Here is a 12,883-nt window from a genome sequence, read left to right as displayed (position 1 = left end):
CTTTCCGGCTCGGCAGCTGGGCTGGAGAGATGCCCCGTTGGCTTCTCCTGGTCATTCTGGTATGGGCGCCATGGGCATATGGGAGTACCCGGCCCTGGACGGTTGAGGTCTTGCGATGCCTGTTGCTGGGATTGAGCGGTTTGTTCGCCATGGCGCTCGTCATGGAAAGGCGCCGCCCCAGGCTGCCCGTGTGGTCGGGGTTTCTCGTCGTCAGTTTGCTGGTAATCGGCTGGTGGACGACCTTCAATGCTCGGGCGGTATTTGATCCCGTTGGACCGGCATTCCATATGATCTCCGCCTGGATGCCTTGGTTGCCCGGCACGATGGATCAGTCTCGCAGTGTTGCCAGTATGCTGCTGGTGACCGGGATGCTGGGAGCCTTTTGTGTTGCTGTAGAGATGGCTGGAGATCCGAGATGGAGAGATCGGCTTTGGCTCGTGGTGGCTCTCGTGGGCTTCAGCCTGATAGCATTCGGGATCTTTCAAAGGCTCAGTGGAGCCAGGACGATTTTCTGGGCTGTCGGGGAAAAGACGGGCAACACCTTTTTTGCGACCTTTCGCTATCACGCCAATGCTGGAGCGTTCATCAATCTCGTGATGCCATTTGTCCTGGCGCGCACGCTTTTGATTTTTCGCCGAGAATCGCCACAGTGGCAGAAGGCCTTTTGGATCGTTGCGAGTTCCATAGTCGTGGCTTCTGCATTCATCAATGTCTCGCGAGCCGCGATGACTATTGCCCTCATGCTGCTGCTGGTTCTCGGGGGCTGGTGGCTGTTCTTCGAGAGGCGCACGGTGATCAGTCGCCCTGCGGCATGGGGTGGGGCGATCGTGATAATCCTGGTCGCGGGACTGCTGGCGTATGCTTTTGGAGCCGACCGTTCGGTTAAGCGGTGGCTGAAACCAAAGGACGGGAACGAATTGTCGAATAATCTGCGTTACCAGGTCTATGACATCATCTGGAAGAAGACCCTGCCTTTTGTCGGTTGGGGCGGCAGCGGGCCGGGGACATTCGAGATGGTGTTTCCTCTCTCCGTCAAGGAGTCGGGCAACGATGCGGTCGGGCGGTGGTATTGGGTGAATGCTCATCAGGATTACCTTCAGGTCCTTACCGAGTGGGGGGTGATCGGAGGTATCCTATGGGCTGGACTGCTGCTGGGCGGCCTAGGAGTTGGCATCTGGCGCCTCACCAAACGCAGCGGCCAGTGGCGTTCCGAGACTCGTTATTTTCTGCTCGCGGGATGCCTGGCATTGCTGGGAGTTCTCTTGCATGCGCTGGTCGATTTTCCCCTCCAAATCGCGTCGCTTCAGCTTTTTGCAGCGATTTCCTGTGCGGTCGCCTGGACCGTTGGAAACGAGGATGGCAATATGCCTGTGAGGAGGCGGCGACGCAGATCAATGCCTCGGGAAAGGGAAGAACCCGCTTGATCGCGCGGGGAATTGTCACTACACGTGGCCCGGAAAGTGCTACTGACTTTCTCCAGGAGGAGGGACGACAGGGAATGGGAACGAAAAATTTAGGAGATGTCTCTTTGACGATGGGCGCAAAGCGGGTAAACCGCTGCGCGATGCGGTGGTTTCAGCTAGGGATTGCGGGCTTGGGGATTTCGATTTTTGCGGGATGCGCATCGACTTCCGCAAAGGTATCCCGCCAGGATCCCTTTGAGGCCCAGCTTCTCGGTCTGGAGCAGCAGGCGCTCAACAAGCGCATCCCGCAGGTACTGGCTGAGCAGGAGGCTCGGCTGGCTCGGCTGCCGGATTACTATCTTCCGCAGCCAGATCTACAGGCTACGCCGGACGTGATCACACCAGTTTCGTCGGAGGTGGCGGCCTCGCGCAGGCAGGCCGGACCGATCGGTCGGGTTTCCAACTAAATGGCTGTTTTCCCATGGAGCGCTGGAGAGCGGCTCAGTGGGGCATATATGTATAAAATGCGAGTTTGGAGGGTAGCTGGAATTTTGTGTGTCGGAGCGCTGGCAGCCTTGGCGGGGTGTGCGAGCATGGAGCCAGGGATCAACGCGAAGGCGGAGATCGGAGATGCGAAGATCGCACGTGGTTCGGTCGCAGTGGTTCCTGACGTAAGCATGCCGGACGCGGCGGAGGCAAATCACCTCGTTGCCTTGGTCTCCCAGGCGCTGAAAGATGCCGGGTTCCGCGTGAAATCCTCACCCGACGAAGCCGATGTGATCGTGATACCCTCTCTAGCCTACTCGACACCGACCGTGGATGCAGCGGAGATGACCAGATTCTCGCGCGAGGGTTTTCAACCCGCGACCGTGGGAAATCAGTCGGGCATGACCTACAGCACGTTTTCGTTTTCTTCACTGGATGAAGTCCGGACTCCTGCTCCCTCCATGGCGCCACAAAAGTGTGGTTTACGGATAACTGCAGTGACCAAAAAGGATTGGTTCGACACCGACAAGACCCGCAATGTCGAACGAGTCTGGCGGGTTATCGCGGTAACCTCGACGAATGGCCGTTCGCAGGACGAAATCGTAATTGCGCTGGTGCAAGCCGCCACCACGAAGCTCCGGGCCATTCAGGCCGTGGCCAAGGGGGATGCTCCTCCACCTGCTGTATCGCAGTAGCTGATCTCTGGCGGCAGAGCGTCAGGGCTCGATCGCGAACGGCTTCTCTCCGATGCGGGCAGCCGGTGAGACATCCGCGGGCGGGTCTTGATTCGCCCCGATAAAGGAGCGCTTTTGAAAGCCTTCCGGCGTCGCCTCAAGGATGTCCGTCCATCCATCGGGCCACGTGCACTCGATCGTCTTGCCTTTTTGTTTCCAGGTGCCTTCCGTGCCGCCATTGACAGAACTAAAGGCGCGCCCGTTCGACTGAATGGCCAGGTATTGGTAGTCGCCGTCCGGCTCCTTGTTAAGCCGCCAGACTCCCACCGTGCCCGCGATGTCCGCAGAGAGTTTCTGTGCGGGCTCGGTCGTGGCCGGAGGTTTGTCCAGGGATGATCCGGGCGGATATCCATGGTGGACGATGCCCTCGGCCGTTTTTTCCAAGGAATCCGTCCAGCCATCCTCAAGAAAAATGAGGATACGATTGTTCTCGAGACGCCAAAAACCGAGTTCGCCCCGGGCGCCATGTTTCCCCTTGGTCCAGGTGGTAACGACCTGCCCGTCAGGGAAAATGAGCAGATCGAAAAGCTGACCCTGTTCGTCAATGGTCGACCATGCTCCTATAAATTCCGTGGCGTCAGATTTCAGCTCCGGGTCTTTGATGACTGCGACAGGCGCTGGCGTGGAGACGGGAGATTGTGCCGGGGTGGCGGATGGTTCGGGGGCAGGAGAGGGCGTCGCGGCGTCGCCAGCCTTCTTCGCAGGGCAGGCCGTAAGGGACAGGCAGAGGAGGAGGGCTAGGGAGGAACGCACGGCAGGGATGTTTTCGGGACGGGGATAACTTGGCAACTTTTTTCCCCTTTGCCACCGGGAGCTCGCTAAAACTGAAAAACCGCCTCCACCGCGACGAAATGAATGGTTTCCGCCGGTCCGGTTTCCTCGATAAATGTCCCTGGAACGAATTGCGAGTAGCTCACGAGAAAGGATAGTTCGCGGCGGGGGCTCCACTCGGCCACGCACTCGAACTGTGTGCCGATGAACCGCGCATTGCTCGATCCATCCGACGCCCGCACGATATTCCCGCCCACGCCGTAGACCGCGTCCTGTGTGCTGTAACGCCAGTACGGGCCGCCCTGAAGCGTGAGCGTGAGGGAGTCCGTGAAGCGCAAGCCGATCGCGCCGAGGAGGTTGATCAGATTGTATGGCCCGATGGGCGTGAGCTCGCCGAAGTATTTCCCCTTTGGAAACATGGGGTTGAAGGTCTGGAGATTGGGCGAGCTCGCGTCGTTGTCGCCGCTGACAATGTTGGCCCGAAGGGACGCGCGTGGCTTCCAGGGAGCATCGAAGGTGTAGCCACTTTCCGTGCCCACGCTCCAAGCGAAGATCGATCCCGTGCCGAGATTGCTGTCGAAACGGCCGAACTGCACGATGCCCTCATAGTTCCAGTCGACCGTACCGCGGCCGATGGCCTTGTCCCCGTAGAGTCTCACGCCGAGGGTATGCCGCAGCTCGGTGCCGGAGCCGGAGTTGTAAACCGCGTCGTTGTCGTAGTAGCCGAGATAGTAGGCGTCCAACCCGGTGCTGAACCCGGTGGAGAGGACGTTGTCGAGGCGGCGCGTTGAGTAGACGCCCCAGAACTGCTGATTGCCGCTACTCTCGTTATCGAGCGGATCGGGTGCGACTTGCACCGGCTGGAGGAAAAAGACGTGGATGTCCCATCGGGTGTCTTTCCATTCGATGATCCCGCCATCGAAACTCAGGGGAACATTTGGCCCATAACGGGTACCGATGACGCGTTCAGATCCGAAGGAGATGACCTGACGACCGCCCTGTACGGAAAGCTGACCATCCCCAAGGGGAAATCGGACGCGGGCGAAGGCCTGCAGCATATCGATTCCATCTTCATCGATGGGTCCGGCGCCCCGCTGGTCGTAGTCATTGCTGGCGATAACCAACTGGCCAAAGGCGAGAAAATCCCACCCTCCCGGCAGTCCAGGGATCGTCAGGGAGGCGTAGGGGAGATAGCGGGTGAGCAGATAGCCGCCGTTATCCTGCGGCCCCGAGCCGAAATCGGTATTGTCGATCCACTCATAGCGCACGCGAATCTCGCCGCCGAGTGTAAGAAACGGCGCGGACGGCGATGGCCAAAGGCGGATGTACTTCAGATGCTCCCACCACTCCCCGGAGCGCTGTTGCGGATCGCCGAGATAGCGGTAATCCTCCAACTGCCGCATGGGTTTGATCGGCGGCGGGTCAGGAGGCTGGCCGGATGGCGGCTGTTGCGCCCTCGCGGGGAAGGCGCAACAGAGAATCAGGCCGACCAGAGGCAGGCGGACGAGGGCCTTCAGCTTTGGATGAACTCCAGGAGGTCGCGATGGAAGGCATCGCGTTCCGTGACAGCTAGGCCATGTGAACCCCCGGGATAAAGTTTGAGGGTGGGATGCTTCAGCACCTTGGCGGCGGCCTTGGCGGAAATATCGACCGGGACGATCTGATCATCCTCGCCGTGGCAGATGAGCACCGGGATGTCGATTTTCTTGAGGTCGTCTGTGAAGTCGGTTTCCGAGAACGCCTTGATGCAGTCGAGGGCGGATTTCAGCCCGGCGTGCATGCCTTGCACCCAGAAGGCCTGACGGACACCTTCGGACACATTCGCGCCGGGGCGGTTGTAGTTGTAGAAGGGCATCGTGAGGTCCAGAAAGAACTTGGACCGATCTGCCCGCACTCCGTCGCGGGTGCTGTCAAAAACCTCCATAGGCAGGCCTTGGGGATTGGTGTCGCTCTGCAACATGCAGGGCGTGACGGCCCCCACGAGGACGAGCTTCGAGACGCGGGAGGTTCCGTGCCGGGCGACATAGCGGGTTACCTCGCCTCCGCCGGTGGAGTGTCCGATGAGGACGACGTCCTTCAGGTCGAGCGTATCGAGCACCTTGGCGAGATCGTCGGCGTAGGTGTCCATATCATTGCCGGTCCAGGTCTGGCTGGATCGGCCATGGCCACGGCGATCATGGGCGACGGCGCGAAAGCCCTTTTCGCCGAAGAAGAGAAGCTGTTCATCCCAGGCGTCGGAATTCAGCGGCCAGCCATGGGAAAAGACGATGGGGCGGCCGGAGCTTGAGCCCCAGTCCTTGTAAAAGATTTCAATCGGTGACGATCCTTCCTGACCGACGGTGATTTTATGTGTGCTCATGGGTTTATGATTAAAAGGCGAAGCATTCGCATCCGCCGTCCATCAGGCCGCGAGGGCCAAGCATCCACCGGGGGATGTTGAACGGGTTGGGCTGCGGTTTGGCGGTGACGTGATGGCTGCATCCGCAGGAGGCGTGATGCAGGTGGCTGGTGTTTTCGGCCTTCCAGCACCCGGGGTAGCGGCTGACGGGCGACCAGTCCGGCATGGCAGGCGGCACGCCGGGATCGAGGGGGGTGAATTCCTCCGCCCCGTAGACCGGCTTGCCGCCGAGAATGGTGAGCACGGATTCCAGGGATTTGATTTCCTCGTCCGGGATGGAGAAATAGTCGTCGGAGAGCACGGCAAAGTCCGCCAGCTGACCCGGTGCGATGGTACCCCGATCTGTTTCCTGCCGAGACATCCAGGCGCTTCCGCTGGTGTAAAGGCGCAGGGCCTCCTCGCGGGAAAGGAGCGCCTTTTCCGGGTAAAGCGAGAACCCGCCGAGGGTCCGACCGGTCGTTAGCCAGTAGAGCGAGACGAAAGGATTGTAGCTCGCCACGCGGGTCGCATCGGTGCCTGCGCCCACGGGTACGCCCATTTCCAGCATGCGTCGGACCGGCGGGGTGCGCTCCGCGGCCTTGGCACCGTAGCGGTCGACGAAATACTCGCCCTGGAAGGCCATGCGATGCTGGATCGCGATGCCACCGCCGAGCGCCTTGACCCGCTCGATGTTGCGGTCGGAGATCGTTTCGCAGTGATCGAAAAACCAGTGCAGCCCCTCCAGGGGCGCATGCCGGTTGACCCGCTCGAAGACATTGAGAAACCGGCTGATGGATTCCTCATAGGTGGCGTGCAGCCGGAAGGGCCAGCGGTTTTCCGCCAGGAAGGAGACGACCTTCTCGAGTTGTTCCTCCAGCTTTCCGTCCAGGTCGGGACGGGGCTCCAGAAAGTCCTCGAAATCGGCGGCGGAGAAGACCAGCATCTCGCCCGCGCCATTGCAGCGGAACATGTCGTCGCCCTGGTCGGGCTTGATGATGTTGGACCAGCGGACAAAGTCCTCTAGTTCGCCTCCGGGTTTTTGGGTGAAGAGATTGTACGCGATGCGCAGCGTCATCTCTCCCCGCTGGTGGAGTTGCTGGATGATCTCGTAATCCTCCGGGTAATTCTGAAAACCCCCGCCGGCATCACAGACTCCGGTGAGTCCGAGGCGGTTCAGCTCGCGCATGAAGTGGCGGGTCGAGTTGTACTGGTACTCGGCCGGGAGCTTGGGACCCTTTGCCAGGGTGGCGTACAGGATCATGGCGTTGGGCCGCGCGATGAGCATGCCGGTGGGATTACCGGCCTTGTCACGGACGATTTCTCCCCCAGGCGGGTTCGGCGTGTCCTTCGTATAGCCGCAGGCTCGAAGGGCGGCCTGGTTGAGCATGGCACGGCAGTAGAGGTGGAGGATGAAGACCGGCGTATCGGGTGCAGCGGCGTTGATTTCCTCCAGCGTCGGCATGCGGCGCTCGGCGAATTGAAACTCGGTCCACCCACCCACGACGCGCACCCATTGCGGAGCCGGAGTGCGCTCGGCCTGGTCGCGGAGCATGGCAAGGGCGATGGACACCGAGGGAACGCCCTCCCAGCGGAGCTCCATGTTGTAATTCAGTCCGCCTCGGATGACGTGGAGGTGGGAGTCGTAGAGCCCAGGAATCACGCGGCGACCGCGCAGGTCGATCACCTGTGTGGATGCGTCGCGGGGAAAGTCGGAGCCGTCGCCCACACCGACGATCCTTCCGCCTGCCACAGCGACGCTGGTGGCCTCGGGTCGGGCGGGATCTAGGGTGGAGATGCGTCCGTTTTCGAGAATGAGGTCAGGTTGGATAGTCATGGCGTGGGTTTGTTGGAGGCGGGGTGCAGCCAGGGGTGGGAGAGCTTCACGAGGAGCGGCATGGCGACCCAGGTGAGGACGATCACGATCCCGGCTGAGACCAGCCCGGCCTGAAGGATGAAGTGGAGGGAGAGAATGAAGGGCCGAAGCAGTGCGGGGACGATGATGCTGACCGGCCAGACCGCCAGGAAGGTGAGGACCGCCATCTTCCATCGCGGCGGCATGTGGTGGCCTTCGCGGAACCATGCCTCAAGCCCGGAGAGATGCCGGATTTGAGGCTCGCCCTCCACCATCGGCTGGATGCGCTCGACCCAATCGCGATAGAGCGTCGAATGGTAAAAGGTCTCCAGATCCCGCGCGCTCTGGAAGGAACGCAGGATGCCGTACTCGGTCGAGCCGGAGTCCGGCGCAGGGTGCAGGATGTGCACCCCGGTCATCCCCTGCTCCGCGAGGGAGCGGCTGGCAAAGTCCGCCAGGGCGCGTTCGAAGTCGGCGAGATGCGACCTTCGAACGCGCCGGGTGATTGCGATATGGATCGTCTCACCCATGAGGTGGCGAACCTAGTGGGCAGCCTTCGGAGCGACGACTTGCGGCTGGATCGCCGACTGCGGGGCGTGATGCACCATGGTGTAGGCGTACTCGACGCCGACGCCATACGCGCCGCCCTGGTTTTTGATGATGCCCATCAGGTTGTTGTAATGATCGCGACGCGCCCAGTCGCGCTGCCACTCGAGCAGAGCGGGCATGGTGGTGACGCGCACCGCGCCCGCCTGCACCATGCGGGAAAGAGCGGCTTCCTGAGCTGCGGATGACGTGGCTCCGCAACAATCCTCGACGACATAAATGTTATAGCCTTCCCCAAGCATCTCGATGGTCGGCCAGGTCACGCAAACTTCCGTCCAGAGGCCGGTCATGATGATGTTTTTGCGGCCCGTGGCTTTGATCGCGGCGCGGAAGCCCTCGTCATCCCACGAGTTCATCGATGTGCGTTCGACCACTTGCTGTCCCGGAAACACATCCAGGAGCTGAGGCCAGACGTAGCCGCTGAAAGACTCGGTCTCCACTGCCGTGATCACGGCGGGGACGTTGAATTCCTTCGCGACCTTGGCGAGGAGGGTGACGTTGTTGATCAGCGTAGCACGGTCGATATTGGACACACCGAAGGTCATCTGGGGTTGATGATCGATGAAGACGACGGCGCTGTCTTCAGCAGTATAAAGCTTGTGATAATGGCTCATGGTCCGGGAACCGTAGTCCCTGACAGCCATGTATTTCTATTGCCCGAGCCGGTGAACTTTTCCTCCTTCGGAAGAAGGAGATGCCGCCCAACCTCCCGGATGAGCTCCCGTCGTTCCGCCTGCCTAAATCTGAATGAGCCCACGCTTGTTGGCGGCGGTGACCGCCTCGGTGCGGCTCAGGACGTTCAGCTTGCTGAAGATGGCCCGGAGGTGGGATTTCACTGTCGTCTCCGTAATGCAAAGCCGGGTGCCGATTTCCTTGTTGCTCAGGCCGGAGGCGAGGAGGGTGAGGACGTCCAGTTCGCGCCCGGTGAGCGGTTCCACGCTCAGGCCGCTGGCGAGTTTCTCGACCAGCGTGGGGGTGATGAACGTTTCGCCGCGATAGACCCGCCGGATGCAGTCGAGGAGATCCTCGCGCCGGGAATCCTTGAGCAGGTAGGCCTTGGCTCCGGCACGGATCGCGCGGAGGATGTCGTTGTCGGTGTCGTAGGTGGTGAGAACGATGACCCGGGCCGAGTGATCGAGGGCGCGGATGGACTCGGTGACCGTCACGCCGTCGAGCTTCGGCATGCGCAGGTCCAGCAGGCAGATGTCGGGCTGCGTCGTCTTCCAAAGGGCGAGCGCTTCTTCGCCGTCGCCCGCCTGTCCGGTGACCTGCATATCGGGCTGTCGGGCGATGATGGCGGCCAGCCCTTCGAGTACGGTAAAATGATCGTCGGCGATCAGGATGTGGATGCGCTCAGGCGATTCGGTTTTCATCAGTGGGAGAGGGTAGGGTGAGCACTACGGCGATACGGGTTCCTGTGCCGGGATGGCTTTCGACTGTCAATGAGCCGTCCATGGCCTCGACGCGTTCGCGCATTCCGCGCAGGCCGAAGCCATCCGGTTTCTGAGTCGGGTCGAAACCCTGGCCGTTGTCGGAGAGTGCGAGTTGCAGTGAACCGCTGGCGAACGCGAGTTTCGCGTGAAACTCGGTGGCTCGCGAATGGCGCAGGACATTGGTGAGGGCTTCCTGGGCGATGCGGAGGAGATTGTCCTCCCAGCTTTTTGGGAGCGGGCGGGAGTCGCCTTCCACGGATACGGAACCGCGTACCGAGGTTCGTGATGTGGCCTTTTCGATGAGGTCGGCCAGGGCTGCACAGAGATCCATCCGGCTGAGAGCCTCGGGGCGGATGGCGTGGACGGAGCGGCGCGCTTCCTTGAGGCTTTCCGCCGCCAACTCCCGGGCGCGGGCAATGTGGGCTCCGGCTTCCGCATCCAGTTCTTGCGAACGGGCGTCCTCGGCGGCTTCCAGTTGAACGATGACGCCCGTCAACCCTTGAGCGAGCGTATCGTGGATCTCGCGGGCGAGTCGGTTGCGCTCCGAGATGACGGCGGATTGCCGACCGATACGAGCCAGTCGCATCATCTCGATGGTGAGCATGGCCTGCTGGGCGAGCGTCTTCAAAAGCTCGAGTTCCTCATCGCGGAAGGTGCGGTGTGTGCGGAACCGTGCGCTGACCATGCCGCCGAAGCTTCCGCTGATCGGCATGGGTACCGTCACGGCGGTCAGGGTGCCGGATTCTTTTACCTTTCGCAGATAATCTTCCAGTAGGGCGGGTGTTGGCGGACATCCGAGTGCAGGCATCCAGTTTGTCCCCGGGCTCCCTGCGATCCGCACCATGGGCGGATCACTGGCGAAGTCGAGTTCGACGCAATCGACGCAGGTTTCAAAAAAGCGATTCCACACCGGATGTCCCAACGCACGGAGTGCGGCGATCTGGTCTGCCGAGGCGGACTCCGCGGGAAACTGAAGGCGGTTGTCGCTGAATATCCCCATGCGGTCGATCACTCCGGCGTCATTACGAATCCAGAAGGTCAGCACGTCGGAAGCAGTCTGGTCCCGAATAACCCGGGCTACGTGCTCAACGAGCTTTTCCGAATCCCCTTCGGTGGAAAGGGAGTCCAGCAGGTCTGTGATCGCGTCGAACTGATTGCGAAGGAGGCGCATTGATGCGCGGTGCCCTTCGATATCCACCTTGGTGCCGTACCACTTGACGATCTCGCCTGTCTCATTCCGATAGGGAACCGCGCGGGAAAGAAACCAGCGATACTGGCCGTCGGCCCCGCGCATGCGAGACTCGTATTTTCCCGGCACCCCGGCCTGGAGCAGTGCTTTCCAGTATCGCGTCAGGCCGGGAAGGTCGTCCGGGTGGATGGCGACCTGCCAGCCCCAGCCGGTGGAGTCCTCGAGCGACATGCCGGTATAGTCGAGCCAGCGCTTGTTCAGGTAATCAAAAGAGCCTTCCGGCGAACTGGTGAAGACGAGCCCGGGGATCGTGTCGATGACCCGTCGCAGCCGATCCTCACTCCGCAGCAAAGCGGCATTCGCGAGCTCCAGCTCGCGGGTTCGCTCCGCGATGCGCGACTCCAGCTCGCGGTTGAGACTGGATAGCTCGACTTCAGCCTCCTTGCGGTCGGTAATATCCATCACCGTGCCGATGAAACGGATCGGGCGCTTCTGATCGTCGAAAAAAGCCTGACCATGCGCGGTGACCCAGTGCAGAGATCCATCCCGCGGGTGGATCGAGCGGTACTCCATGCGGTACTCGCCATCATTGGCGCCGCCGAGGGCGTTCATCACGGCGGCATCGACTTTCTCGCGGTCATCGGGATGCACGCAGTTCAAAAACACATCATGTGTCACCTCGGCCGTGAGCGGGATGCCGAATATCTCTCGCAGTCGCGGCGACCAGTCTCCGGCGTTGGCCACGTCCGAGGAGTTCCATACCCAGAGTCCGATGCGGCCGGTCTCGAGCGCCAGGCGCAGGCGCTGCTCGCTGTCCACCAACTGGCGATTCAGCTCTCGCAAGTCCGAGGCGTGGTAGTCCTCCCCTGTCGGTGCAGCGTTTGCGGAAGGGGTGGAATTCTCCGACGGCATGAACCCTATTTCGCCGTCGGGGAGAGGTTGTGCAAGACATCGGGCGGGAAATCGCTCGGCGGGTGCTCAGTTTGGACTTGTGAAACGAGAGGGTTTGGGATGTCGATGAGGCTTGTGAGAAGGGTGTCGTCGCAGGAAGCCGCGGGGCATACGGACTACCGTTTGCTCTCGCAGCGCTTGGGACACGACATGCTGCGCAAACGCATCTCTGCCCAGGCAGGCATCTGGGCGCGGAAAAATCACCAGGGGAAGGGCATTTTCCGTATCGAGAGCGTGATTCCCGTTAATGCCATCGTCCGCTCGGTGCTCTGGCTCTTTTGCGCCGAGGAGCGTGGGCGGCGCAATTGTCTGGATGTCGAATTGGTCGAGCGCGACGTGGTTCTCACCTCCCTTCCAGAGGCTTTCGATGGCTTCCGGCTCTTGCACCTTACGGACCTGCATTGCGATCTTCAGCCCGAGCTGATCGATGTGCTCATCGAGCTACTGGCCGATGTCCAGTATGATGCCGTTGTGCTGACGGGCGATTATCATAATCAAATCGGGGATGATTACGATATTTCACTCGATTTGATGGCGCGATTGATCCGCGCCTTGCAGGGACCGTTATACGGCACACTCGGAAATCACGATTTTATCGAGAAGGTATCGTTTCTCGAGTCTGCCGGTCTGCCAATGCTGCTTAATGAGTCGGTCCCGATTGAGCGGCACGGCCAGAGAATCTGGTTTTGCGGGGTTGATGATCCCAGCTTTTTTCAAACGCACGATCTTCGCAAAGCTCGTGAAGACGTACCGGTAGGAGAGACGTCCATTCTGCTCAGTCACAGCCCTGAGCCATACCGGGAGGCCGCTGCGGCAGGATATGATCTGATGCTTTGCGGACACACCCATGGCGGGCAGATCTGCCTGCCGGGCGGGAGGGCCGTTCTGCACAATTACCCCGGTCCGCGCTGGCTCGTCGCTGGTGGCTGGATCTGTGGGAGACTGCAAGGCTATACATCGCGCGGCACGGGGAGTTGTGGCGTCGCAGCGCGGTATAATTGCCGGCCAGAGATTACGGTACATACTCTCCGCAGGTCGTAGGCCCCGGGGGAGGGCGCAATAATGCTCGACCGAAAGCCCG

At 60.9% G+C, this 12,883-nt stretch carries 12 protein-coding genes; 4 read left to right on the top strand and 8 right to left on the bottom strand.

Going from position 1 to position 12,883, the window contains the following annotated elements; translation table 11 throughout:
• The first annotated feature begins 29 nt into the window (after window positions 1–29).
• From TSACC_RS17400 to TSACC_RS17390, 3 genes are all read left to right on the top strand, one after another.
• A complete protein-coding gene (locus tag TSACC_RS17400) occupies window positions 30–1,424 on the top strand; it encodes an O-antigen ligase family protein (RefSeq protein ID WP_084400567.1) in 1,395 nt (464 codons plus the stop codon).
• 170 nt (window positions 1,425–1,594) lie between these two features.
• Window positions 1,595–1,870: a hypothetical protein gene (locus TSACC_RS17395; protein ID WP_153811498.1), complete on the top strand. Its 276-nt coding sequence runs from the start codon at window positions 1,595–1,597 to the stop codon at window positions 1,868–1,870.
• A gap of 126 nt (window positions 1,871–1,996) precedes the next feature.
• Window positions 1,997–2,584 (top strand): hypothetical protein, encoded by a 588-nt coding sequence (locus TSACC_RS17390; protein WP_075080480.1) that lies wholly within the window; start codon window positions 1,997–1,999, stop codon window positions 2,582–2,584.
• Window positions 2,585–2,605: 21 nt separating this feature from the next.
• Here TSACC_RS17390 and TSACC_RS17385 read toward each other — a convergent pair whose 3' ends face one another.
• From TSACC_RS17385 to TSACC_RS17350, 8 genes are all read right to left on the bottom strand, one after another.
• Window positions 2,606–3,376, bottom strand: a complete 771-nt coding sequence (locus tag TSACC_RS17385; RefSeq protein WP_075080479.1) for a hypothetical protein — start codon at window positions 3,374–3,376, stop codon at window positions 2,606–2,608.
• 65 nt (window positions 3,377–3,441) lie between these two features.
• Window positions 3,442–4,797, bottom strand: a complete 1,356-nt coding sequence (locus TSACC_RS17380; RefSeq protein ID WP_084400566.1) for an alginate export family protein — start codon at window positions 4,795–4,797, stop codon at window positions 3,442–3,444.
• A gap of 110 nt (window positions 4,798–4,907) precedes the next feature.
• Window positions 4,908–5,753, bottom strand: coding sequence for an alpha/beta fold hydrolase (locus tag TSACC_RS17375; RefSeq protein ID WP_075080477.1), 846 nt, complete (start codon window positions 5,751–5,753; stop codon window positions 4,908–4,910).
• Window positions 5,754–5,763: 10 nt separating this feature from the next.
• Window positions 5,764–7,605 carry an amidohydrolase gene (locus tag TSACC_RS17370; protein ID WP_084400565.1) on the bottom strand — a complete coding sequence of 614 codons (1,842 nt, stop codon included), beginning with the start codon at window positions 7,603–7,605 and terminating at the stop codon, window positions 5,764–5,766.
• Window positions 7,602–8,153 carry an antibiotic biosynthesis monooxygenase gene (locus TSACC_RS17365; RefSeq protein WP_075080476.1) on the bottom strand — a complete coding sequence of 184 codons (552 nt, stop codon included), beginning with the start codon at window positions 8,151–8,153 and terminating at the stop codon, window positions 7,602–7,604. Before TSACC_RS17365 ends, TSACC_RS17370 begins: the two co-directional genes overlap by 4 nt.
• Window positions 8,154–8,165: 12 nt before the next feature.
• The gene (locus tag TSACC_RS17360) at window positions 8,166–8,843 is read right to left on the bottom strand and encodes a hydrolase (RefSeq protein ID WP_075080804.1); all 678 of its coding nucleotides are present in this window, start codon (window positions 8,841–8,843) and stop codon (window positions 8,166–8,168) included.
• 123 nt (window positions 8,844–8,966) lie between these two features.
• Complete coding sequence (locus TSACC_RS17355) at window positions 8,967–9,602, bottom strand: response regulator (protein WP_075080475.1); 636 nt, start codon at window positions 9,600–9,602, stop codon at window positions 8,967–8,969.
• Window positions 9,583–11,763, bottom strand: a complete 2,181-nt coding sequence (locus TSACC_RS17350) for a PAS domain-containing sensor histidine kinase (protein ID WP_075080474.1) — start codon at window positions 11,761–11,763, stop codon at window positions 9,583–9,585. Before TSACC_RS17350 ends, TSACC_RS17355 begins: the two co-directional genes overlap by 20 nt.
• Before the next feature lie 105 nt (window positions 11,764–11,868).
• Between TSACC_RS17350 and TSACC_RS17345 the strand changes: the two genes are divergently transcribed.
• Window positions 11,869–12,843 carry a metallophosphoesterase gene (locus TSACC_RS17345; RefSeq protein WP_075080803.1) on the top strand — a complete coding sequence of 325 codons (975 nt, stop codon included), beginning with the start codon at window positions 11,869–11,871 and terminating at the stop codon, window positions 12,841–12,843.
• The last annotated feature ends 40 nt before the right edge of the window (window positions 12,844–12,883 follow it).

The organism is Terrimicrobium sacchariphilum (assembly GCF_001613545.1).
Classification (GTDB): Bacteria; Verrucomicrobiota; Verrucomicrobiia; order Chthoniobacterales; family Terrimicrobiaceae; genus Terrimicrobium; species Terrimicrobium sacchariphilum.
The sequence above is the reverse complement of the archived record's forward strand: the minus strand, read 5'-3'. Positions and strand labels throughout refer to the sequence as shown.

Bases quoted from the DNA above. Each gene is read 5' to 3' on its own strand.
- TSACC_RS17400 (WP_084400567.1), top strand. From the start codon at position 30: ATGCCCCGTTGGCTTCTCCTGGTCATTCTGGTATGGGCGCCATGGGCA.
- TSACC_RS17390 (WP_075080480.1), top strand. From the start codon at position 1,997: ATGGAGCCAGGGATCAACGCGAAGGCGGAGATCGGAGATGCGAAGATC.
- TSACC_RS17380 (WP_084400566.1), bottom strand. From the start codon at position 4,797: ATGCGGCAGTTGGAGGATTACCGCTATCTCGGCGATCCGCAACAGCGC.
- TSACC_RS17375 (WP_075080477.1), bottom strand. From the start codon at position 5,753: ATGAGCACACATAAAATCACCGTCGGTCAGGAAGGATCGTCACCGATT.
- TSACC_RS17370 (WP_084400565.1), bottom strand. From the start codon at position 7,605: ATGACTATCCAACCTGACCTCATTCTCGAAAACGGACGCATCTCCACC.
- TSACC_RS17365 (WP_075080476.1), bottom strand. From the start codon at position 8,153: ATGGGTGAGACGATCCATATCGCAATCACCCGGCGCGTTCGAAGGTCG.
- TSACC_RS17360 (WP_075080804.1), bottom strand. From the start codon at position 8,843: ATGAGCCATTATCACAAGCTTTATACTGCTGAAGACAGCGCCGTCGTC.
- TSACC_RS17355 (WP_075080475.1), bottom strand. From the start codon at position 9,602: ATGAAAACCGAATCGCCTGAGCGCATCCACATCCTGATCGCCGACGAT.
- TSACC_RS17350 (WP_075080474.1), bottom strand. From the start codon at position 11,763: ATGCCGTCGGAGAATTCCACCCCTTCCGCAAACGCTGCACCGACAGGG.
- TSACC_RS17345 (WP_075080803.1), top strand. From the start codon at position 11,869: ATGAGGCTTGTGAGAAGGGTGTCGTCGCAGGAAGCCGCGGGGCATACG.